Consider the following 23,521-nt stretch of genomic DNA (forward strand, 5'->3'; position numbering starts at 1 on the left):
CATGCGCGGAGAACGGGGCAGGCCCGAGGTCGGCCAGGGCACCGGAGCCGACCCCGGCCTCGCCCCCGGCCGCTTCGGGCCGCCGCCCGGTGGGCCGAGCCGGCGGCCCGGTGGGTCGGTCCCGGACGGGCTGATCGTCGGCGGGCTCGCCTTCCTCCTCGGCGCGGTGACGCTGTTCTGGCTGGCCACCGAGGTCGCCGGGCTGCTGGCGCACGGCGGATTCCCGCGCCCGCTGCCGTTCCTGGACACCCCGGCCGCGATCCGCTCGCTGGCTACCCGTCCCAACAGCCTGGCCGCCGCCTGGCCGGCCACCCCGGCCTCCCGGCTGCCCGGCCCGGCCGTCTTCTGGACGACCTTCTTCGTCCTCCTCGCCCTGCTCGTCACGCTGGTCCTCTCGATCGCCATCTCGCTGTCCCGGAGCCGCGCCCGGCGCCGGGCCCACGCGGTCGCCGCGGCGGCGGCTGCGGCGGCCGCCGCAGGCCGGGCCGGAGCGGGCTCGGCGACCCGCCCGCTGCGCGCTCCGACGGGCGGGGGGAAGAACGGGGAGACCGGCGAGAACAGCGACAACGGGGCGAAGGGGGGGCGACCCGTTCGTCCTGCACCCGAGGAAACGTCAATTCACCTGTCGCATCCCCTTTCTGACGAGGGGACGGGCATTGCCGCCGCCGCGCCTGCCGTCCCCGCGACCCCCGCCACACCTACGCCGCCGACCGCGCCACCGCCCGGGGCCAGGCCCACGCCCCGGCCCACCCCGACCCCCGGCGTCCCCAACGGCGCCTCCGCCTCCGGCGCCGGTCGCTCCCCCCGCATCACGCCCCTCCCGGACCTCACCGGCCGATCGGCCTGCGTCTTCGTCCCGACGCCCACCCCCGCCAAACACGCCCTGCTGGACGCCGTGCGGGCCGGGCATCCCGGGCCGGTCCTCGTCCTCACCTCGTCCCGCGAGGCCGAGATCCCACCCGGGGCCCAGCTCTTCGACCCCCAGCGACTCGTCGAATCCGACGGCCCCGACACCGGGGTCTCCCGCGTCCGCTGGTCGCCGCTGGCCGGCTGCACCGACCCCGCCACGGCCACCGCACGTGCCAGGGCGCTCCTCTCGCTGGCCCGCCCCCTCCGCGAGCCGGCGCTGTCGCCGCTGGCCCGGGCCCGCCTCAACGACGGCGCCCACCGAACGACCGGAGCGTACGACACGGCACTGACACTGCTGCGCTGCTGGCTGCACGCCGCCGCGCTGGCCGACCGTCCGGTGCGCCAACTCCACCGCTGGGCCGGCGGCAGCAACTCGCACGAGGCGGTCCGGACCCTCCGTACCTCATCGCACCGCGAGCTCGCCGAGGGCTGGGGCGGCGAACTCGAGTCCCTGCTGTCCGCCCCGCATCCCGAACTCCGGGACTCCGCCGTGTCGTTGGTCGCCACCGCCCTCGACGCGCTGTCGGAACTGCATGTGCAGCAGTCCTGCACACCGACTTCGCCAAATGACCGCCTGGAAGTGGAATCTCTGCTGGGCGAAGCGGGCAGCCTGTATCTAGCGGGCCCGGCATCCGAGCAGCGCACCCCGCGGAGAAGCGTGATGCCACTGCTCACGGCGCTCGTCGAAGACGTGGTCGAGCACGGCCGGCGCATGGCCGCACGGTCACCCTCCGGTCGGCTCGACCCACCACTTCTCCTGCTGCTCGACGACGTGGCGGCGGTCGCCCCCACGCCGAGCCTTCCGGAACTCCTCGCCCGCGGCGGCACCCTCGGCATGCCCACGGTCGCGGTCCTCCGCTCCCCCGAACAGGCCCGTGCGCGGTGGGGTTCGGACGTTGTCCACACCCTGTGGAAGAAATCCGACGTGCGCCTGATCCTCGGCGGAACCGACCCGATAGCGGCCCGACCGGTGCTGGAGGAGCTGGCCCCGAAGGCCCCGGTGCCCGGCCCTGACCAGGCCATCCTTCTTGAGGGTGAACTTCCCGGCGCATCTTTGACGGAGATCCCGCATCCGCGCACCGCCGGCTGAGTTATCCACAGGAGGGGAACGAAAGCACGACTCTCCTGCCGCCCTGTGCCGGTTCCGTGCCACCATGTGACCCCACCGTCCACACCAGCACGCCCGCACGGGATGACCCCACGGGAAGGAAGCAGGAAGTTCCGCATGGCCACCCCTCCGGGTTGGGGCAACCCCGAGCACAACCAGTCGCAGTACGCGCAGTACCCGCCCCCGTACCCGCCGCCCTACTCCCCCTTCGGGTACCAGCACTTCCAGTACCCCGAGCCGGGACTGATCCCGCTCCGCCCGCTCACCTTCGGCGAGCTGATCCGCGCGGGCGTCAACGCCATCCGCCGCTACCCCGGCGCCCTCCTCGGCCCCATAGCGCTGGCCGTCCTGGCCGAACTGGTACTCCTCGGCGCCTACGTACTCTGCGCCTACCTGGTCTCGGGACAGGCGTTCCACGACGTCCTCCACTACGCCGAGCCCGCGAGCTACTCCGGTGACGGACGGCCGACCCCGCCGGACGGCGAGGTGGTGGCGTTCGCCGTCTGGATCTGCGGCGGGCTGGCGCTGGCCCTGCTCTGCCAACTCGCGCTGAGCGCCTGCGCCCAGGTCGTCAGCGCCACGGCGGCCGGCCGCGGTGCGGTCGGCCGGGCGTTCACCTTCACCGAGGCGCTGCGCGAGCTCCGCGCCCACGGCGGGCGGGCGCTCCGCCTCTACCTCTTCCTGCTGCTCCTCGGCCTGGCCGTGATGGTGGTCGCCTTCGGCCCCGGCATCGGGCTGGCGGCGGCCACCGGAGAGCCGGGATTCCTCGCCCTGCTGCTCCTCGCGTTCCCGGCGGTGGCACTCATCCTCTTCGTGGGCGTCCGCTGGCAGCTGGCCGCGCCGGCGCTGGTGCTGGAGCGCCAGCCGGTCCGCGAGGCCCTGCGCCGCTCCTGGCGGCTGACCAACGGCACTTGGTGGCGCACCCTCGGCCTCTCCGCGGTCTGCTCCCTCCTCGCGGGAGTGGTGGTCCAGATCGTGCAGATCCCGGCGAGCATCGTCGGCAGCGCCCTCGGCATCGGCGTCTCCGGCCTGCCGAACGGCCATATGGACGGGGCCGGCCTCGTCCTCGTCTATGCGGTCCCGATGGCCGCCTCCCTAATCCTCCAGCCGGTCACGGTGGCCTTCCAGCTCCTCCCGAACGCCTTCCTCTACATCGACCAGCGGATCAGGCGGGAGAGCCTGGACACCGCGCTCGCCGCGGAGGCCGGCATCACCTGGCCCCCGACCGCGCCAGTCCCCCCGCAGTACGTCCCCCCGCAGCCGGGGCCGCCGACGACGACGGAGACGGAGACCCAGAGCTCTCAGGACCCTCAGGACTCCCGGAACGCCCAGGAGCCGACCGCGACGGACACCCCCACGCCCGGCACCACGTCCGGCACTACGGTTGCCGAGCCTCCCGCGACCCGGGAATCTCCGGAGCAGGCCCCCGATGAGCCGAAGGACTCGCCGCCGCCAGCTCCTCCGACAGAGAGTTGAGCCGACCCAGCATCCGCGCCAGGGTGCGGACCTCGTCCGCACCCCACGCGCCCAGCAGCCGACGCATCTGCGCCTGCCTGCCGTCCCGTACCCGCTCCAGCCGCTCCCGCCCCTCCGCGGTGAGCCTCAGCAGCTGTGCCCGGCCGTCGGCCGGGTCCGGCTCGCGAGCGATCAGCCCCAGGTCCTCCAGGCTCCTCAGCTGCCGACTGGCCGTGGGCTTCCCGATGTTGAAGTAGCAGGCCAGATCGCTGGAACGGGCCTCCCCCACCTCGTCCAGCCGGACCAGCAAGGCATACCCCCCGGGCTCGAGGCCCGGATGAACCTGGCGCGCGATGGTGGCACCCAGCGTCCTCAGCCGCCGGAAGAAGACGCCCAGCTCGTACTCCACCGCCTGATAGTCGCCGTCGTCGGCACCGCCCCCACGGCCCTCCGGTCCCGTCGTCCCCCCTGCACTCGCGGTCGCAGAACCCTCCTGAGCCATGTACGGGCTGCCTCTCCATCGGTGCGGGCTGGTGGTCAGCGGTACTCCTGCCCCGCTGACCCGCCATTAGGCCGTTTCATGCGCCCACTGAAGAGTGATTCCCCACCACGCGTCCGCCCCGTCCGGCCACCCCGCCAAGTGACCCGGGCCTCGGCGGTTGACGCAGCGTCGGCGGCCGGCTTGCGGGTGAACGCAGAAAAGCCCGTGGCCCCGGTATCTCTACCGGGGCCACGGGCCCATTCTCAATATTTGTTCGGCGGCGTCCTACTCTCCCACACCCTCCCGAGTGCAGTACCATCGGCGCTGGCCAGCTTAGCTTCCGGGTTCGGAATGTAACCGGGCGTACCCTGACCGCCATGACCACCGAAACACTATGAAGAAATCTGCCTGTGGCAGGCCGTTTCTTCAGAACAACACAGTGGACGCGGAGCAACTATGGACAAGCCCTCGGCCTATTAGTACCGGTCACCTCCACCCCTCACAGGGCTTCCAGACCCGGCCTATCAACCCAGTCGTCTACTGGGAGCCTTACCCCAACACGTGGGTGGGAGTCCTCATCTCGAAGCAGGCTTCCCGCTTAGATGCCTTCAGCGGTTATCCCTCCCGAACGTAGCCAACCAGCCATGCCCTTGGCAGAACAACTGGCACACCAGAGGTTCGTCCGTCCCGGTCCTCTCGTACTAGGGACAGCCCTTCTCAAGACTCCAACGCGCACAGCGGATAGGGACCGAACTGTCTCACGACGTTCTAAACCCAGCTCGCGTACCGCTTTAATGGGCGAACAGCCCAACCCTTGGGACCTACTCCAGCCCCAGGATGCGACGAGCCGACATCGAGGTGCCAAACCATCCCGTCGATATGGACTCTTGGGGAAGATCAGCCTGTTATCCCCGGGGTACCTTTTATCCGTTGAGCGACGGCGCTTCCACAAGCCACCGCCGGATCACTAGTCCCTACTTTCGTACCTGCTCGACCCGTCAGTCTCACAGTCAAGCTCCCTTGTGCACTTACACTCACCACCTGATTGCCAACCAGGCTGAGGGAACCTTTGGGCGCCTCCGTTACCCTTTAGGAGGCAACCGCCCCAGTTAAACTACCCACCAGACACTGTCCCTGATCCGGATCACGGACCCAGGTTAGACATCCAGCACGACCAGACTGGTATTTCAAGATTGACTCCACCACCACTGGCGTGGCGACTTCACCGTCTCCCAGCTATCCTACACAAGCCGAACCGAACACCAATATCAAGCTATAGTAAAGGTCCCGGGGTCTTTCCGTCCTGCTGCGCGAAACGAGCATCTTTACTCGTAGTGCAATTTCACCGGGCCTGTGGTCGAGACAGTCAGGAAGTCGTTACGCCATTCGTGCAGGTCGGAACTTACCCGACAAGGAATTTCGCTACCTTAGGATGGTTATAGTTACCACCGCCGTTTACTGGCGCTTAAGTTCTCAGCCTCGCCCAGACGAATCCAGGCTAACCGGTCCCCTTAACGTTCCAGCACCGGGCAGGCGTCAGTCCGTATACCTCGCCTTACGGCTTCGCACGGACCTGTGTTTTTAGTAAACAGTCGCTTCCCGCTGGTCTCTGCGGCCACCACCAGCTCAGGGAGCACGTCCCCTCACCAGCAATGGCCCCCCTTCTCCCGAAGTTACGGGGGCATTTTGCCGAGTTCCTTAACCACAGTTCACCCGAACGCCTCGGTATTCTCTACCAGACCACCTGAGTCGGTTTAGGGTACGGGCCGCAACAGCACTCGCTAGAGGCTTTTCTCGACAGCATAGGATCATCCACTTCACCACAACGGCTCGGCATCAGGTCTCAGACTATTGCCAGGCGGATTTGCCTACCTGACGTCCTACACCCTTACCCCGGGACAACCACCGCCCGGGCTGGACTACCTTCCTGCGTCACCCCATCGCTCACCTACTACAAGCTTGGTCCGCCGGCTCCACCACTCCCCCTCACTCCGAAGAGATCAGGGGCGGCTTCACGGGCTTAGCATCACCTGGTTCAGCGCTGGCGCACTGCCACGGGTACCGGAATATCAACCGGTTGTCCATCGACTACGCCTGTCGGCCTCGCCTTAGGTCCCGACTTACCCTGGGCAGATCAGCTTGACCCAGGAACCCTTGGTCAATCGGCGCAGGAGTTTCCCACTCCTGAATCGCTACTCATGCCTGCATTCTCACTCGTGAACCGTCCACCCCTCGCTTCCGCGGAGGCTTCACCCGGCACACGACGCTCCCCTACCCATCCCAGCGGGCGTTGGCCCTCATGCTGGAACGACACGACTTCGGCGGTGCGCTTGAGCCCCGCTACATTGTCGGCGCGGAATCACTTGACCAGTGAGCTATTACGCACTCTTTCAAGGGTGGCTGCTTCTAAGCCAACCTCCTGGTTGTCTCTGCGACTCCACATCCTTTCCCACTTAGCACACGCTTAGGGGCCTTAGTCGATGCTCTGGGCTGTTTCCCTCTCGACCATGGAGCTTATCCCCCACAGTCTCACTGCCGCGCTTCACTTACCGGCATTCGGAGTTTGGCTAAGGTCAGTAACCCGGTCAGGCCCATCGCCTATCCAGTGCTCTACCTCCGGCAAGAAACACACGACGCTGCACCTAAATGCATTTCGGGGAGAACCAGCTATCACGGAGTTTGATTGGCCTTTCACCCCTAACCACAGGTCATCCCCCAGGTTTTCAACCCTGGTGGGTTCGGGCCTCCACACGGTCTTACCCGCGCTTCACCCTGCCCATGGCTAGATCACTCCGCTTCGGGTCTTGAGCGTGCTACTCCGGCGCCCTCTTCGGACTCGCTTTCGCTACGGCTACCCCACCCGGGTTAACCTCGCAACACACCGCAAACTCGCAGGCTCATTCTTCAAAAGGCACGCAGTCACGAGGATGTGCAAGCACACCCCGACGCTCCCACGGCTTGTAGGCACACGGTTTCAGGTACTATTTCACTCCGCTCCCGCGGTACTTTTCACCATTCCCTCACGGTACTATCCGCTATCGGTCACCAGGGAATATTTAGGCTTAGCGGGTGGTCCCGCCAGATTCACACCAGATTCCTCGAGCCCGGTGCTACTTGGGAAACAAGCAAGCAAGTCGCTGACGTTTCAGCTACGGGGGTCTTACCCTCTACGCCGGGCCTTTCACATGCCCTTCGCCTACACCAACGATTTCTGACTCACCCAGCCTCCGGCAGAAGACTGAAGCTCGCTCCCACAACCCCGCCTGCGCAACCCCTGCCGGGTCTCACACACAAACGGTTTAGCCTCATCCGGTTTCGCTCGCCACTACTCCCGGAATCACGGTTGTTTTCTCTTCCTGCGGGTACTGAGATGTTTCACTTCCCCGCGTTCCCTCCACACTGCCTATGCGTTCAGCAGCGGGTGACGACCCATGACGATCGCCGGGTTTCCCCATTCGGACACCCCCGGATCAAAGCTCGGTTGACAGCTCCCCGGGGCCTATCGCGGCCTCCCACGTCCTTCATCGGTTCCTGGTGCCAAGGCATCCACCGTGCGCCCTTAAATACTTGGCCACAGATGCTCGCGTCCACTGTGCAGTTCTCAAGCAACAACCAACCACCCGTCACACACCCACCAACTGGATGCTTCACCGGGGTCGGCACTGAAGACACATCCGTGCCCTCAGGACCCAACAGCGCGCCCGTCACACCCCGTCCCGGCCACCACGTTCCACGCCCCGAAGAGCAGTACTAGCGGTGCCAGGCACGCGGCCTGACGAATAGTCAACGTTCCACCCATGAGCTACCACCGCCGGACGTGTGCCGACGTAGTGGCCTCTGCACCCGCAGACGCGGATGAGAAGTGCTCCTTAGAAAGGAGGTGATCCAGCCGCACCTTCCGGTACGGCTACCTTGTTACGACTTCGTCCCAATCGCTGGTCCCACCTTCGACGGCTCCCCCCACAAGGGTTGGGCCACCGGCTTCGGGTGTTACCGACTTTCGTGACGTGACGGGCGGTGTGTACAAGGCCCGGGAACGTATTCACCGCAGCATGCTGATCTGCGATTACTAGCGACTCCGACTTCATGGGGTCGAGTTGCAGACCCCAATCCGAACTGAGGCCGGTTTTTTGAGATTCGCTCCACCTTGCGGTATCGCAGCTCATTGTGCCGGCCATTGTAGCACGTGTGCAGCCCAAGACATAAGGGGCATGATGATTTGACGTCGTCCCCACCTTCCTCCGAGTTGACCCCGGCAGTCTCCCGTGAGTCCCCGGCATAACCCGCTGGCAACACAGGACAAGGGTTGCGCTCGTTGCGGGACTTAACCCAACATCTCACGACACGAGCTGACGACAACCATGCACCACCTGTACACCGACCACAAGGGGGCGCCCATCTCTGGACGTTTCCGGTGTATGTCAAGCCTTGGTAAGGTTCTTCGCGTTGCGTCGAATTAAGCCACATGCTCCGCCGCTTGTGCGGGCCCCCGTCAATTCCTTTGAGTTTTAGCCTTGCGGCCGTACTCCCCAGGCGGGGAACTTAATGCGTTAGCTGCGGCACCGACGACGTGGAATGTCGCCAACACCTAGTTCCCAACGTTTACGGCGTGGACTACCAGGGTATCTAATCCTGTTCGCTCCCCACGCTTTCGCTCCTCAGCGTCAGTAATGGCCCAGAGATCCGCCTTCGCCACCGGTGTTCCTCCTGATATCTGCGCATTTCACCGCTACACCAGGAATTCCGATCTCCCCTACCACACTCCAGCCTGCCCGTATCGAATGCAGACCCGGGGTTAAGCCCCGGGCTTTCACATCCGACGCGACAGGCCGCCTACGAGCTCTTTACGCCCAATAATTCCGGACAACGCTCGCACCCTACGTATTACCGCGGCTGCTGGCACGTAGTTAGCCGGTGCTTCTTCTGCAGGTACCGTCACTTGCGCTTCTTCCCTGCTGAAAGAGGTTTACAACCCGAAGGCCGTCATCCCCCACGCGGCGTCGCTGCATCAGGCTTGCGCCCATTGTGCAATATTCCCCACTGCTGCCTCCCGTAGGAGTCTGGGCCGTGTCTCAGTCCCAGTGTGGCCGGTCGCCCTCTCAGGCCGGCTACCCGTCGTCGCCTTGGTAGGCCATCACCCCACCAACAAGCTGATAGGCCGCGGGCTCATCCTGGATCGCCGGAGCTTTCCACCCCCCACCATGCGGAGGAGGGTCATATCCGGTATTAGCACCGGTTTCCCGGTGTTATCCCAGAATCCAGGGCAGATTGCCCACGTGTTACTCACCCGTTCGCCACTGATCCACCCCGAAGGGCTTCACCGTTCGACTTGCATGTGTTAAGCACGCCGCCAGCGTTCGTCCTGAGCCAGGATCAAACTCTCCGTGAATGCTTTAAAAAAGAGCATCACGCAGAGGATGTGAATCCTCGCTGTGATTCTTCAAAGGAACCTCGCCGCCTCGGAAACCGAGACAGACGGGGTGTTTTATAGTCTGGCGTTGACTTTTGGCACGCTGTTGAGTTCTCAAGGAACGGACGCTTCCTTCGGGCCGGTATCCCTCCGGCGCCTCCGGGCGCTTCGTTCGTTTTCGGTTCGATCTGAGCTTATCAGATCTTTCCGGCCCGGTCCGACCCGGTCGCTTTCGCTTCCCGGCCTTTCCGTTTCGGTCCGTTCTGACTTTATCAGATCGTCCCAGCGGGCTTCCCCGCGGTGTTCGTCTTCGTTTCGGCCTTTCGGCCGCCGTTCCGACGAGTGAAACTCTAGCGGATACTTCCGTCGGAAGTGAAATCCGGTCGAACTTCGCTGCCAATTCCGGAATTGGGCAACCCAAAACAGACCTTGCGGTCGAGTTGTGTTGGCACTTCCAGAGGTGGCTGCCGACGAACCGTCCGGGGCGATGGCACGCCTCCGTCGGTCAGACAGCTCGAAGAACATTAGGCGTCTGGGCTGGTGCCGTCAAGTCGGGCCCTGGCCCGGCCCGGGGCGGTCCCCCGTACGAGTGACGGGCCGTCAGTTGTTCGCCCTGGTCAGCCCGCTGGTGGCGCCGCTCGGCCGGCCTGGTCGGCCTGGTCGGCCTGGCCGCCCCGACCGCCCTGCGCCGCCTGCACCGCCTGCACCGCCTGCGCAGCCTGAGCGCTATGGGACGAGTGTTCCGCCGCCGGCCCCTCCTGCTCCGGCAGGAAGAACTCGCACCAGACCGCCTTCCCTCCGTCGGGGGTGCGCCGGGTGCCCCAGCCGGAGGCGATGGTGGCGACGATGGCGATACCGCGACCCGACTCGTCCGCCGGCTCCGCGCGCCGGCGTCGCGGCAGATGGTCGTCGGCGTCGGTGACCTCGACGATCAGTCGCCTGTCCGTTCGCCTCAAACGCAGCCGCATCGGCGGATGGCCATGGGTGAGCGAATTGGAGACCAGCTCGCTCACCGCGAGGACGCCCAGATCGCGCAGCTCGTCCGCGACCCGCCAACTGGCCAGCACTCCCGTGGTGAAGGCCCGGGCGCGGGACGCCGCCTCGGCACCGCCCAGCAGGTCGAGGGAGGCGCTGCGGAACAGCTCGGCCGAGTCCTCCTCCCGGTCGGGCAGCTGGAACACCAGGACGGCGACGTCGTCGTCGTGGTCGGGGGTGACGCCCATGGTGCGGAGCAACCGGGCGCAGACGACCTCGGGCGGGCCCGCGGCGCCGCCGAGGGTCTCGGCCAGCGTCTCCAGCCCCTGGTCGATGTCCTGGTCACGCCGTTCGACCAGGCCGTCCGTGTAGAGGACGCCGGTGGAGCCGTCGACCAGGGGGACGGAGGCGGACGTGTAGAGCCAGCCGCCGGTGCCCAGGGGCGGTCCGGTCAGCTCGGCGGCGGCCGTGACGATGCCGTCCCGGTCCCGGATCATCGGCGGGAGGTGGCCGGCCGACGAGTAGGTGAGGCGCTGCTCGCTGGGGTCGAAGACGGCGTAGACACAGGTCGCGATCTGGGTGGGGTCGATCTCGGTGGCCAGGCCGTCGAGGAGTTGCAGGACCTCGTGCGGCGGGAGGTCGAGCCGGGCGTATGCGCGGACGGCCGTGCGGAGCTGGCCCATCACGGCGGCCGCGCGCATGCCGCGCCCCATCACGTCGCCGATGACGAGGGCGGTCCGGCCCCCGCCAAGGGTGATGACGTCGTACCAGTCCCCGCCGACCGCCGCGTCGGCGCCGCCGGGCTGGTAGGTGGCGGCGACGTGCAGGTCGTCGGGCTGTTCGAGTTTCTGCGGGAGCAGCGATCGCTGGAGGGTGACGGCCGCCTCGCGGTGCCGGCGCTCACTCTCGCGAAGCCGCTCCGCCGCCTGGATCTGGTCGGTGACCTCGGCGCCGAAGACCAGCACGCCTCGGACGGCCGGCTCCGGCGGATGCGCGGCGGCGCGCCGGCGGGCGGCGAAGGCGAAGGGGGCGAGGGCGGAGCGGATCCCCGAGGCACCCGAGGAACTCGGGGAGCCCGCGCCCGATGCGGATCCCGCCGTCGGCAGACCGGGCGGGCCGCCCGCGGCCGGTACGCCCGCGCTGCCCGAAGCCTCGGTCGCTCCCGGCGAATCGCCCGGCTGGGCGGCCAGGGCGGCGAGCTGGCTGCCCAGGTGCTCCTCGTCGCGGACGGGAGCGCAGACGAAGGTGTAGTAGCGAGCGCGCTCGCTACCGGGGTGGGCGACCTTGCGCGCCTTGACGGTACGCGGCCGGCCGCTGCGGAAGACCTGGTCCATCAGCGGGAGGAGACCCAGCTCCTCGAGTTCCGGCATGACCTGGTGGGCCGGCGCGCCCGGCGTGCGCGGTCCGAAGACCTCGGCGTACGAGCGGTTGTGGTAGCCGACCCGGTGGCCGGGGCCGTAGGTGACGGCGACCAGGGCGGGCACATGGCCGAGGACGTCCTGGACGGAGAGCGCGGCCAGCTCGGCCGGGTCCGCGGCGGCCGTGGGGTCGCCGGGAGGGGCGGTGCTGACGCGCTCCGCTCGCCCGGCGGGGCCGGACAGGCCGGTCGTACCTGTCGTTCCGATAGGGCCGCCCGGGTCGGCGGGGTCGGCAGGGTCGGCCGGGTCGCTGCGGGTGGTCGGCTCGATGGGGTGGGTGGCTGCGGTGCTCGTCATGGTCGGGCCGGCCGGGGGGTGGGAGGGCGCCGTGGTGGCCGGAGTCGGCGGAGTGGCAGGACTGTTCCGGTCGTGCGCCGGAGGTGCGGGAGGCGCCGACGGATCGGCGGTCTCCTGCGGCGGCGCGTCGGCGGCGCCTTCTTCGTCGGGTGGCGCGGAGCGGGTCCGCGCCGGGGTGGCACGTGCCGGGGGGACCGTGCCCGTCGCCTCCTCCTGAGGGTGCCCCCCGCCGCCGGAGGGCGACGGCCGGGCGGCGGCGCGTCGTTGCACTCCGGGCAGGCGGGCACTCCAGCGGGTGAGATTCAAACGTCCGAGTCCTTGGGTTCCTACACGTGCCGGACCAGTCTGGCCGATCACCCGTCATGGGGGAACCACCGAGTGGTGCGGGCAGGTGATACGTCCAGGCCGGTGGCCTGCGGGCGGCGGGTCTGTCAGGGCGCGCGAGAAGTCTGCGCCCGCTCGCTCGAAAGGATGAACAAAGAACACGAGTACGTCACCGGATCGGCACGACACACTACGGTCGCATACGCACCGGCTGACGCAGGCTCAACACGGCCGAGCACCCACCGATCCGGTCCCGGACCAGCGGCGACTCCCGACGCCCGGCCGGGCGCGTCCCGCTCCGCCGCCGGCTCTGCGGCCGGCTTCGCACCCCGGCCTCTCGGCCCGGGTCCGCCGATCGACGCAGTGCGGGTACGACCGGTGTGGGGCGCCTGGGTGGGCGACGGAGGCGGAGCTACCGAATCCTGGCCGGTTCCCCTGTTCCATCTGATCCGGGCTCAACTATCGTCGATGAATCGGTGGGTTCGGTGAATCTTGGCTCCCGTGGGGACCGGAGGCCGGGGATTCGCCGACTCGTTACGCGCGTAGGGGGAACTGTCGCGCGAAAACGGGCGGACCGTCCGTCGGTCGGTCCGCGGGGGAGGAAAAATCGTATGGGTACCAGTGCAGCCAGTGCACAGGAACGCGTACTGCAACGCCGAACAGCGGCGACGGACAGCGGTTCCGGGAGCCCCGCCAGGGGCGCGGGCGGATCGGCGGACCCGGGGCGCTCGGGGCATTCCGGGGGGCCGCGGAATTCGGGCAGCCGCCTGCGGGTGGACGCCCGCAGGAATCTGGAGAGCGTGCTGCGCGCGGCGCGCGAGGTGTTCGGCGAACTCGGTTACGGGGCGCCGATGGAGGAGGTGGCGCGGCGCGCCGGAGTCGGCGTGGGCACGGTTTACCGGCGCTTCCCCAGCAAGGAGGTGCTGGTGCAGCGGATCGCGGCCGAGGAGGTCGCGTGGCTGACCGGGCAGGCCAGGGACGCGCTGGCGGCCGGCGGGCAGGGGCCGTGGGACGCGCTGGCGGGGTACCTGTCCCGGGCGGTGTCCTCGGGCGCCGGCCGGCTGCTGCCGCCTGAGGCGTTCCGCTACGCCGAGGCGATCTCCCGGGGTCAGACGCCCGGGAGGCCGGGGTGGCCAGGGGCACCGGGGACTCCGACGACGCCGGCCACGGCAAGGACGGCGGGGACGGCGGCGAGCCCGAACAGCGCCGGCCAGAGCGGTGCAGCGCAGGGTGGTGCCGGTCAGGGCGGTGCGGGCCAGGCCGCGTCGGCCCAGCTCGGTGGGCCGGAGGCGGCCGCCGGGCCGGGCCGGGACGAGGCGGACGCCGACCCGACCGAGCTCCTCGGTCTCCTCGGCCGGCTGGTCGAACGGGCGCGCGAGGCGGGCGAGTTGCGGAGTGGGGTGACGGTCGCGGACGTGGTGCTGGTGCTGACCGCCTCGGTGCCCGCCTACGCGACCGGCGAGCCGCGGGTCGGCGAGCGCCCGGGGGCTCAGATGCCCCAGGCACCCCAGGCGCCCCAGGCGCCGCGGGTCGGCCTCGGCCCCGACAACGGGTTCCGCTATCCGACGCCGGACAGCGCCGTCCACCGGACGGCGTCCGTACCGCCGCAGGGGAACGGGCAGGTGACGGGGCCGGGTGGGCAGCTGCCGCCGCAGGGTGCCGCGCCCGGGGTGACCGGGGCCTCGTCCCGGCTGCTGCGGATCCTGCTGGACGGCCTGCGTACCGGCTGAATCCGTTTCACCTTCCGGGGGAGCGCGCGTCTTTGATGCGCGCTCCCCCACGTCCGAGTGGTCTCCCCAGACTCTCCACGCCGCCTCGATCACACGTGTGGGATTCTGTCCGCAGTCTGGACTCGGCAAGGACTTCGGGGGCGGCAGGCCATGGGCGCGGAAGAGCGGGACGAGCAGGCGAAGATCCCGCCGCAGGGCCAGCAGGGCGGGGCGAGATCGGAGGAGGCGTCCGGCAGCCCCGGCCAGGTGCCGGGGCAGAGCAGCACGCCGCTGGACGCCCTGCTGGACGGGTCCAGCCGGTTCGCGGTTCCCGAACCGGCCCGGCCGATGGACGCCGAGCCCGGCGGCGCCGCAGCCGCCGGTCTCGCCTCCGACGCCGCCCCGGCCGCCGGCGGCGTGGGCGTGGCGGAGCCGAGGGACTCGGTGGGCGGGGTGGCCCCGGGCGGCGCGGAAGGCGCGGGAAGCGCGGAAGGCGCAGAGACCGCCGAGGACACCGAGAACGTCCAAGCCGCCGAAGGCACCGCCCGTTCCGACGGCGCCGCCCGTTCCGACGGCGCCGCCCGTTCCGACGGCGCGCTCGGCGACGAGGAGCCCCTTCCGGGCTCCGACGCCGCGCTGACCGCCGCCGTCCGGGCGGGGGACGACGCCGCCTTCGAGGAGCTCTACCGGCGGCACGCCGAGTCGGTGCGCCGCTACGCCCGTACCTGCTGCCGCGACTCCCACACCGCGGAGGACCTGGCCGGGGAGGTCTTCGCGCGCACCCTCCAGGCCCTCCGCGCGGGCCGCGGGCCGAACATCGCGGTCCGGGCCTATCTGCTGACCGCGGTCCGGAACATCGCCGCGACCTGGGCGAAGACCAGCCAGCGCGAGCAGCTGGTGGACGACTTCACGGTGTTCGCCGCCCACTCGCCCGCTGTCGCCCAGGTCGACATCACCGACCCCGGGGCCGACGACCACGCGATGGCGCTGGCCGACCGGTCGATGGTGGTGGAGGCCTTTCTCGGGCTGGACGAGACCGACCAGATGGTGATCTGGCAGACCGCGGTCGAGGAGGACAAGCCCCAGCGGCTCGGGGTGCTGCTGGGCAAGACCGCCAACGCGGCGGCCGTCCAGGCGCACCGGGCGCGGGACAGGCTGGCCGCCGCCTTCCTCCAGGCGCACATCTCCTCGGTGACGGACGACGAGTGCGAGCGCCACGCCAACCGCCTCGGCCAGTTCGCCCGCGGCGGGCTGCGCAAGCGGGCCTCCGCGGACCTTCGGGAGCACCTCAAGGAGTGCGACCGCTGCTCGGCGGCCTATCTGGAACTGGTCGAGCTGAACAGCAGCCTCCGGCAGCTGCTGCCCGGGGGTGTACTGGTCTGGGTCGGCATCGGGTACTTCAGCGCGGCGGCAGCGGCGGTCGGCGGCGCGGCGGTGGCCGCGACCGGTGCCGCCGCGACCGGTGCCGCCGCGGGCGCGGGCGCGGCGGGCGGGAGCTCCGGCGGCGCCGGGGCGGCCGGCGGCGCGGCGGCGGAGGGCCTCGGCACTCCGGCGAAGGCCGCCATCGTCGCGGGAGTGGTCGTCGCGGCCGGCGCGGGCCTGGCCTTCGCGCTGGCCGGTGGCTCGCACCCGAAGGCGCAGGCGGCCCGCCCGGTTCCGCCGCGCGCCTCGGCGCCCGCGGCGCCGCACAGCCCCGCGCCGTCCCCGAAGCCCAGGCCCACCCCGCATCCCGCCCCGCCGCCCGCCCCGCGGCCGACGCCGAAGCCCACCCCCAAGCCCACCCCGCCGCCGTCTCCCCGGCCCACGCCGAAGCCGACCCCCCGGCCCTCCCCCAAGCCGACGCCGACGCCTCCGCCGAAGCCGACTCCCCCGCCGGCCGACTACTACGTCGACTCGCTGCAGTACTCGGGGATCCCGTTGCAGAGCGGCGGCTCCGGCCCGGAGATCAACACCTGGAACAGCTCGCCGGTCTGGCAGCGCAAGGGCGCGGTGCGCATCGGCGGCACCACGTACCAGCGCGGGATCACCGTCCACGCGCCCGCTTCGACCGAGATCGACCTCAACCGCGGCTGCCGTTCCTTCGACGCGATGGCCGGGCTGGACGACATGACCCTCGGCCTCGGCGAGGCCCGGTTCTCCGTGCTGGACGCGCAGAGCGGACGGGTCCTGTGGGCCTCGGGCACGGTGAAGTCGGGACAGGCGGCCGTGCCGGTGCACGCCTCGCTCTCCGGGGTGCGCTCGATCCGGCTGGTGGTGGCGCCCGCGGGGAACGGCGCCCTCTCCCAGTTCGTGGACGTCGCCGACTGGGCGGACGCCCGGTTCAGCTGCTGAGCGGCGGCCGATCCGCCGCCTGCGCACCCGGGGCGGCGGACGCGGCAGGTGCCGGCGGGGCCGGCACCACCAGCACCGGGCAGTCGGCGTGGTGCACCAGCGCGGTGCTGACCGAGCCCAGCAGCAGGCGGATGAAGCCGCCGTTGCCCCGGGTGCCCACCACCAGGGTGTGCTGCCCGGTGCAGCAGGACAGCAGGGTCTCGATGACGCTGCCCTGGAGGACGTGGAGGGAGATCGGCGGCTCGGCCTCCTCCCCGCGCCCGGCGCGGTTGGCCCGCACCTGCGCGATGCCGCGCAGGGCCACCTCCCGCATCCCGGCGAGCAGCCGGTCCACGCTCTCCTGCACGATCTCCGCCATCCCCGGGACGAAGCCGTCCGGGGCGGGATCGACGGCCGAGACCACATAGAGCGGGCGGCCGTACGCCACGGCCTCGGAGAAGGCTCGGTCCAGCGCCCACAGCGAGCCGTCCGAGCCGTCGAGGGCGCAGACCACGCCGGACGGGTGGTCCGCGCCGACCGGCGGCAGCGCGGAGACCGGCAACGCGGTCTCCGCGCTGCCGCCGGTCGGCGCCGAGGCGGGATCGCTGCTCTGCGGATCGCTCATGACGCCTCATCATCCGCGATCGGCACCGCGCGGCCCGGCAGCCCGCAGCCCGTGTCGCGTCGTCTCGTCGTCGTCGCGTCGTCGCGTCCCCGCCTCGCCGCCTCGTCGCGTCGCCGCGCGTCCGCCGGCCGGGCTCAGCCCCGGGCCGGAGCCGCGGCGATCGCCCGGCGGCGGGACGGCGGCATCCCGGTCCAGCAGGAGCCGCGCCGGTTGTGGTGCCGGCGCAGCCACAGCTCGGTGGCGACCACCTCGGCCAGGCCGTCCAGCGGCACCGGCCCGCCCTCCATCGCCTGCCGCAGCGCGTCCCGCACGGCCGCGGCGTCGATCAGGCCGACCTCGCCGAGCAGCGGGGAGGTGAACATCTCGGCCAGCGCGGGGGCCGCCTGCCGCAGCCCGTCCCGTACCGACTCGGCCGCGCCGTACGGGCCCGGCGGGGCGCCGGCGCCCCAGTCCGGCGGGAGTTCGGCGACCCCGGCGCCGGTGAGGACCGCCCGCAGCACCGCGTGCCGGGCGCCGGGCCGGAGCCTGGCCGGATCGGGGATCTGCCGGGCGGCCCGCACCACCTGGTTGTCCAGGAACGGGGCGTGCAGCCGGGCCCCCGAGTCCTCGACGGTCTGCGCCAGCACCCGGAAGTCGGCGGCCTGGCGGTGCAGCGCCAGGCGGGCGCGATAGCCGCCGGGGCGCTCGTCCCGCGGCGGGCGCCGGGCGGCGATCCGCAGCTGGACGGCGACGGCCGAGAGGGCGTCCTCGGTCAGCCAGCCGGCCGCCGGGCCCGGCACGCACCAGGCCAGCGCGTCCACCGAGGCCGGTCCCGCGCCGCCGGCGCCCGGCCCGGCACCGCCGCGGTGCGCGCCGAGGCGCCGGGCGAGGAGCCGGGTCGCGGTGTCCGCCATCCCCTCGGCGTAGCCGGTGCGGGCGAGCCTGCGGGCCGCGCGCACCACCGACACCGAGCTGTGCCCGCGGCCGTCGGTACGGGCCAGCGCGGCGACCGGGCGGACCATGCCGCGCCGTCTGCGGTCCATCAGCAGGTCGGCCAGCCGGGCCGGATGGCCGTCCAGCACCTGCCGGGCGCCGTAGCCGGTGAGGTGGTCCGAGGCGGCGGTGTCCAGCCGGGCGCGCAGCCGGGCGGAGCCGACCAGGCCCGGCCCCGGCTCGTCGGTGAGCGGGCCCTCCAGCAGGTCGCCGGAGAGTTCCGCGTACGGGAGGGTCTCAGGTCCCGCGGCCACGATCCGGTGCTCGACGCGGGGGCTGGCGCCGGCGAGGGCCACCGCCCGGCGCAGTTCGGCCTCCCGGACCGGGGTCGGCTGGAACCCGTCGGTCGAGGTGACCGCGACCACCGTCGCGCGCGGCTCCTCGCCCTCGCCCGGCGCCGCCGGCCCGCCTGCGCCCGCAGCAGCACCGGCAGCGGCAGCCCCGGCACCCGCCAACTCGCCGCCGGGGACGGCGACTCCGCGCACCACCGGCCGTTCCGCGGCGCTCTCACCGGCCGGACGGAAGGCGAAGCCGAGCGGCCCGTCGGCTCCCCGTTCGACCCCGGGCTCGCCGCCGGGCACCTCGCCCGCCAGCGCGCCCGGCTCGGGCCCGCGCTCACCGCCGTGCGGCCCGCCCCAGGCCTGCGGCTCCCCGCCGGCGGCGGTCTGGCCGCCGCCGCGCGCGGCACCGGCCCCCTTGCGGGCCCAGGAGCCGCGTACGGCGCCCGTGCGCGGCCGGTCGTCGCCCTGCCCGTCCGCGCCGAGCGGCGGCCCGTGGTGGACGGTGCGCCAGGTTCGGGGGTCGCCCCAGCGCTGTTCGCTGAAGATCGGCGGCCGGGCCTGCTGTGCGGACGGGGCCGGCGGCCCGGCCGGGGGGGCCGACGGTATGGCCGCCACCCGGCGTCCGCCCACCCGCGCCGCCGGGCCCTCGGCGTTGGCCGGGATCCGGGCCGCCAGCAGGGCCAGCGCGGTGGACGCGCTACCGCCGGTCAGGTCGGTGCTGATCCGGCCGCCCGCGGCGCCGGGCCGGCGGACCCGGAGGCGTACCGACTCCAGCAGGCTGCGGGTGACCTCGGCGATCGCCGCCGCCTCGCTGCCCTCCACCGGGCCGCCGACCGTCGCCGGCTCCGCCTCGTACGGACTGACCAGCGGGCGGCCGGAGTTGATGGACAGGGCATGGCCCGGTGGCACCCGGAGCACCCCCGCGTACACGCTGCTGCCGCCCCCGGCCGCCCACTCCGGGCAGGCCAGCCGGACGGCCAGCTGCACCGGGTCCGGGCGGGCTCCGACCAGGTCGGCGAGCGGCAGGGCGGCGGTCGCGTAGGCGGTGCCGCCCGCCCAGGGGGTGTGGAAGACCGGGCAGGCGCCGGCCAGATCGCCGAGCACCACCGTGCGCGCGCCGATGGTCAGCACCACCGTGTAACTGCCCGGCCAAGAGCTGAGATGGCGCAGCGCCCCGCCGTACGCGGCCTGCAGGCCGCCGCGCAGCTGGGCGTCGGTCGCCCCGCAGCGGCCGAGGACGGCGAGCCGGGCGGGGCTGCGTTCTGGCCGGTGGTCCGGGTCCGTGGTGCCGCCCTCGCGGCGGCGCTCCGTGCCCACGCTGACCACCCGGATCTCGTCGGGGCGCCAATCCCCCACCGCCCAGGCGGGGTTGGGGCCGCCCCAGAGCGGCCGCCCGCCGACCGGGGCCAGCGCCTCGCCCCCTTCTCCGGTGGGCAGGGTGCTGCCGCTCCAGCCCACCAACCACCGCATCGAGGCCTCCGGGGGTGCGGGTACCAGGGGCGACTGACAGAGTCCGGCTGACAGTCCAACCGACATCGTGCCATTCCCTGGCGCGCGACGCGCCCCCCTCCGGGCGTGAACCCGCCCGCGGTACGAGCCCGGGGGGTGTCCGCACACCCCCCGGACCGCTCCCGTCGCCGCGCGGGGAATGACGGCGACGGCGACCCCCGGCCCACCGGGTCCTCGGCGGTGGGCCGACCCACAGCGCTCATGCAACCCCCGGGCCCGGCCGACCGGCAGGGGGCACACGGAGGCGCACGGGCACACGGTTCGGTAGCACGGCCCCCCACGACCGGCTCCGGCCGCGGCGACCAGCGGAATCCCGCCATCCGACAGCGAACCGCTTAACCGTCAGCATGCGGCGAACTACGCTTGGTTGAGCCCGGACCCGACCCCGACCGATCCCCACCTCATCCGCGAACCACCCGCAGACCGCAGACCGCAGACCGGCCTCGGATCATCCGCGAGCGACCCGCGGGACCAGAGCGCTCCCAGCCTGCCCGGCGACTCCGGCCCGTACCGGTGCCGCGGCCGGCGCGCGGGAGGCGCGCAACGGCGCGCGCCGGGAGCCGCAACCGCCCGGCGGCACGCGGACCGCCGCTCAGTCGGGTGTTCCACCGGGTAGGCATGGTTATGCATCCACCGCGATGACCGCACGGCGCAGCAGGACGAACCCGACGAGCACGAGGGGGTGGCAGAGCCGATGACCGGCTCAAGCAACCCGCGAGGACCGAACGAGAAACTCGGCAGCCTGCTCTCCCTGGCCGGCATGAGCAACGCCGGCCTGGCCCGCAGGGTCAACGACCTGGGCGCGGCACGCGGGCTGACGCTCCGTTACGACAAGACCTCGGTCGCCCGCTGGGTCACCAAGGGGATGGTCCCGCAGGGCGCGGTACCGCACCTGATCGCCAGCGCGATCGGCGGAAAGCTGGGCCGCAACGTCCAGTTGGAGGAGATCGGCCTCGGCGACACCGACCCGGCCCCGGAGATCGGCCTGGCCTTCCCCCGGGAGGTCCCGGAGGCCGTCCGGGCCGCGACCGACCTGTGGCAGCTGGACGTCAGCCGCCGCGCCTCGGGCTCAGGCAACTGGTGGGACACCCTGGCCGGAACCTTCTCCACCTCGGCCTACGCGACCTCGGTCTCGCGCTGGCTGATCACCCCCGTGGACAGCTCGGTGGCCCGCGAGATCGCCGAGCCGGCACCGGAGTTGCACCCGTCCGCGCCGGCCCCCGCGTCGCCGGCGGCGACGTCCGCCGTCGCCCGGGACGCCGCCCGCGGCCTCGACCCGCTGGCCGAACTCCACCGGCGCGGCCGGGCGGCGGCCCGCTCGGAGGCCCCGTACCAGGTGGGTCACGCGGACGCGGCCAAGCTGCGCGAGGCCGCCGAGGAGGCCCGCCGCTGGGACTCCAAGTACGGCGGCGGGGACTGGCGCTCCTCACTGGTGCCGGAGTGCCTGCGCCGGGACGCCGCCCCCCTCCTCCTCGGCTCGTACAGCGACGAGGTGGGCCGGACCCTCTTCGGCGCGACCGCCGAACTCACCAGGCTGGCCGGCTGGATGGCCTTCGACACTGGGCAGCACGAGGCGGCCCAGCGCTACTACATCCAGGCGCTGCGGCTCTCCCGGGCGGCGGCCGACGTCCCGCTCGGCGGATACGTGCTGGCCTCGATGAGCCTGCAGGCCACCTACCGGGACTTCGCCGACGACGGCGTGGACCTGGCGCAGGCCGCCATCGAGCGCAACCGCGGGGTGGCCACCGCCCGCACGATGTCCTTCTTCCACACCGTCGAGGCCCGGGCGCACGCCAGGGCCCGCAGCGCCGGCGCCTGCGCGACCGCGCTGACCGCCGCCGAGACCTGGCTGGACCGGGCCCGCCCGGGCGACGAGGACCCGCCGTGGATCGACTTCTACTCCCGGGACCGGCTGGCCGCCGACGCCGCCGAGTGCTACCGGGACCTCGGAGTCCCAGGCAAGGTACGGCAGTTCACCGCGGCCGCGCTGGCCCGCCCGACCGAGGAGTTCGTCCGCTCGCACGGGCTGCGCCTGATCGTCTCGGCCATCGCGGAACTGGACGCCGGGGAGCTGGACGCGGCGGTGGACGCGGGCAGCAGGGCGATCGAGGTGGCCGGCCGGATCTCCTCGCAGCGCACCGACGAGTACGTCCACGCGATGCTGCGCCGGATGGAGCCGCACCGCGCCGAGCGCTCGGTGGCCGAACTCACCGAGCGCGCCCGGCTGGTGCTCGCCACCCCCGCCTGAACCGGGTGGGAGCGGTTCAGTGGTCGCGCCGACCGTCCCGGCGTAGCGCGAAACGCCTCTCACGTGGGACGATCACCGCCGTTCCGGGGGGAGTCGGAGCGAGCGCGGTGCGGGCGCTGTGGGCGCGCGAGCGCGCGCGAGTGCGGAGGTGCGGCCAGGGTGGGTGTGGACTGCGAGGTCGCGGTCGTCGGCGGAGGGATCGTGGGCCTCGCCACGGCGTACGCCATCGGCCGCCGGTCGCCCGGCACCCGGGTGGTGGTCCTGGAGAAGGAGCCGCGGCCGGCGGCCCACCAGACCGGCCGCAACAGCGGGGTGATCCACAGCGGCCTCTACTACCGGCCGGGTTCGCTCAAGGCCAGGTACGCCGTGCGGGGCGCGCGCGAGATGGTCGCCTTCTGCCGGGAGTACGGGGTTCCGCACGAGGTCACCGGAAAGCTCGTGGTCGCGGTGGACCGCGCCGAACTGCCCCGGCTGCACGCGCTGGCCCAGCGCGGGCGGGACAACGGGATCCCGCTGCGCGAGCTGGGCGCCACCCAGATCGCCGACTACGAGCCGCGGGTGGCCGGCGTCGGCGCGCTGCATGTGGAGACCACAGGCATCTGCGACTACGCGGCGGCGGCCGAGCGGATGGCCGAGCTGGCGGGCGAGCGGTACGGGATGCGGCTGCGCACCGGCAGCGCGGTGGAGGCGGTAGCCGTCCGCCCGGACGGGGTGACGGTGGTGACGGGCCTCGCCGAGCTGCGGGCCCGGGTGCTGGTCAACTGCGCCGGGCTGCAGAGCGACCGGGTGGCCCTGATGGCCGGATACCGCCCGCCGGTGCGGATCCTGCCGTTCCGCGGCGAGTTCTTCGAACTGGCCAAGGAGCGCAGGGAGCTGGTCCGCGGGCTGGTCTACCCGGTGCCCGATCCGGCGCTGCCCTTCCTCGGCGTCCACCTCACCCGGGACGTCCACGGCGGCGTCCACGTCGGCCCGAACGCGGTCCCCGCGCTGGCCCGCGAGGGGTACGGCTGGACCACCGCCCGGCCGCGCGACCTCGCGGAGGAGGCCGCCTGGCCGGGCACCTGGCGGCTGGCCCGCCGGCACTGGCGGGCCGAACTGGCCGAGCTCCACCACTCGCTGTCCAAGCGGGCCTTCACCCGGGCCGTGCGCAGGCTGCTGCCGGAGATCGCGGCGGAGGACCTGGTGCCGGCCCCGGCCGGGGTGCGGGCGCAGGCGGTGACCCGGGACGGCGCCCTGCTGGACGACTTCGCCTTCGGCGAGCAGGAGCGCGCGGTGCACGTGCTGAACGCGCCCTCGCCCGCGGCGACCGCCTCGCTGCCGATCGGCCGCGAGGTGGCGGACCGGGCCCTGGCCGCGCTCGCCGCGCTGGAGGGGCGCTGACGGGCCGCCCGCGGCCGGGGCTGCGGGCCCGGACCGGCCGCGCCGACGCCCTCCCAGCTGCGCTGACCCGCTCGGGCCCGCACCGCCCCCCGCCCGGCGCCCTTACACTT

Annotated in this window: 9 protein-coding genes, 3 rRNA genes and 1 pseudogene; 6 read left to right on the forward strand and 7 right to left on the reverse strand. The window is 71.9% G+C overall.

Annotation, left to right across the window (positions count from 1 at the left end):
• Position 1: 1 nt before the first annotated feature.
• Together BS73_RS40390 and BS73_RS40735 are read left to right on the forward strand one after the other, a co-directional pair.
• Positions 2 to 1,999, forward strand: coding sequence for a TraM recognition domain-containing protein (locus BS73_RS40390; RefSeq protein ID WP_051940090.1), 1,998 nt, complete (start codon positions 2 to 4; stop codon positions 1,997 to 1,999).
• Between the two features lie 135 nt (positions 2,000 to 2,134).
• Positions 2,135 to 3,493: a glycerophosphoryl diester phosphodiesterase membrane domain-containing protein gene (locus BS73_RS40735; RefSeq protein ID WP_037573995.1), complete on the forward strand. Its 1,359-nt coding sequence runs from the start codon at positions 2,135 to 2,137 to the stop codon at positions 3,491 to 3,493.
• On the opposite strand, the gene BS73_RS36345 is transcribed toward BS73_RS40735, so the two are convergent.
• The 5 genes and pseudogenes from BS73_RS36345 to BS73_RS36355 form a co-directional block, all read right to left on the reverse strand.
• A complete protein-coding gene (locus tag BS73_RS36345; protein ID WP_322987279.1) occupies positions 3,396 to 3,881 on the reverse strand; it encodes a MarR family winged helix-turn-helix transcriptional regulator in 486 nt (161 codons plus the stop codon). The genes BS73_RS40735 and BS73_RS36345 overlap by 98 nt on opposite strands.
• 344 nt (positions 3,882 to 4,225) lie before the next feature.
• Positions 4,226 to 4,342: ribosomal RNA gene (gene rrf / locus BS73_RS18620) — 5S ribosomal RNA — on the reverse strand.
• 67 nt (positions 4,343 to 4,409) lie between these two features.
• Positions 4,410 to 7,526: ribosomal RNA gene (locus tag BS73_RS18625) — 23S ribosomal RNA — on the reverse strand.
• A gap of 300 nt (positions 7,527 to 7,826) precedes the next feature.
• Positions 7,827 to 9,342: ribosomal RNA gene (locus BS73_RS18630) — 16S ribosomal RNA — on the reverse strand.
• Together the 16S, 23S and 5S rRNA genes form the textbook arrangement of a ribosomal RNA operon.
• Positions 9,343 to 10,127: 785 nt before the next feature.
• Positions 10,128 to 12,053 (reverse strand): annotated as a pseudogene (locus BS73_RS36355) (ATP-binding SpoIIE family protein phosphatase); the annotation flags it as partial.
• Positions 12,054 to 13,150: 1,097 nt separating this feature from the next.
• On the opposite strand from BS73_RS36355, the gene BS73_RS18640 reads away from it, so the two are divergent.
• Together BS73_RS18640 and BS73_RS18645 are read left to right on the forward strand one after the other, a co-directional pair.
• Positions 13,151 to 14,107 carry a TetR/AcrR family transcriptional regulator gene (locus tag BS73_RS18640; protein WP_063837014.1) on the forward strand — a complete coding sequence of 319 codons (957 nt, stop codon included), beginning with the start codon at positions 13,151 to 13,153 and terminating at the stop codon, positions 14,105 to 14,107.
• Between the two features lie 150 nt (positions 14,108 to 14,257).
• The gene (locus tag BS73_RS18645; protein WP_265736866.1) at positions 14,258 to 16,417 is read left to right on the forward strand and encodes a sigma-70 family RNA polymerase sigma factor; all 2,160 of its coding nucleotides are present in this window, start codon (positions 14,258 to 14,260) and stop codon (positions 16,415 to 16,417) included.
• On the opposite strand, the gene BS73_RS18650 is transcribed toward BS73_RS18645, so the two are convergent.
• Positions 16,407 to 17,021: a universal stress protein gene (locus tag BS73_RS18650; RefSeq protein ID WP_037573997.1), complete on the reverse strand. Its 615-nt coding sequence runs from the start codon at positions 17,019 to 17,021 to the stop codon at positions 16,407 to 16,409. The two genes, BS73_RS18645 and BS73_RS18650, sit on opposite strands and share 11 nt — an antisense overlap.
• Before the next feature lie 134 nt (positions 17,022 to 17,155).
• Complete coding sequence (locus tag BS73_RS39675; protein ID WP_051940091.1) at positions 17,156 to 19,744, reverse strand: asparagine synthase-related protein; 2,589 nt, start codon at positions 19,742 to 19,744, stop codon at positions 17,156 to 17,158.
• Positions 19,745 to 20,477: 733 nt separating this feature from the next.
• Here BS73_RS39675 and BS73_RS18660 point away from each other — a divergent pair.
• Both BS73_RS18660 and lhgO read left to right on the forward strand, forming a co-directional pair.
• Positions 20,478 to 22,031, forward strand: coding sequence for a hypothetical protein (locus BS73_RS18660; RefSeq protein WP_037574000.1), 1,554 nt, complete (start codon positions 20,478 to 20,480; stop codon positions 22,029 to 22,031).
• A gap of 159 nt (positions 22,032 to 22,190) precedes the next feature.
• A complete protein-coding gene (lhgO, locus tag BS73_RS18665) occupies positions 22,191 to 23,411 on the forward strand; it encodes an L-2-hydroxyglutarate oxidase (RefSeq protein ID WP_037574002.1) in 1,221 nt (406 codons plus the stop codon).
• Positions 23,412 to 23,521 lie beyond the last annotated feature (110 nt).

Origin of the sequence: Phaeacidiphilus oryzae TH49 (assembly GCF_000744815.1) — a bacterium.
Lineage (GTDB): Bacteria > Actinomycetota > Actinomycetes > Streptomycetales > Streptomycetaceae > Phaeacidiphilus > Phaeacidiphilus oryzae.

Coding starts and splice junctions, on each gene's coding strand:
- BS73_RS40390 (WP_051940090.1), top strand. CDS start 2: ATGCGCGGAGAACGGGGCAGGCCCGAGGTCGGCCAGGGCACCGGAGCC.
- BS73_RS18660 (WP_037574000.1), top strand. CDS start 20,478: ATGACCGGCTCAAGCAACCCGCGAGGACCGAACGAGAAACTCGGCAGC.
- BS73_RS18645 (WP_265736866.1), top strand. CDS start 14,258: ATGGGCGCGGAAGAGCGGGACGAGCAGGCGAAGATCCCGCCGCAGGGC.
- BS73_RS18650 (WP_037573997.1), bottom strand. CDS start 17,021: ATGAGCGATCCGCAGAGCAGCGATCCCGCCTCGGCGCCGACCGGCGGC.
- BS73_RS39675 (WP_051940091.1), bottom strand. CDS start 19,744: ATGCGGTGGTTGGTGGGCTGGAGCGGCAGCACCCTGCCCACCGGAGAA.
- BS73_RS40735 (WP_037573995.1), top strand. CDS start 2,135: ATGGCCACCCCTCCGGGTTGGGGCAACCCCGAGCACAACCAGTCGCAG.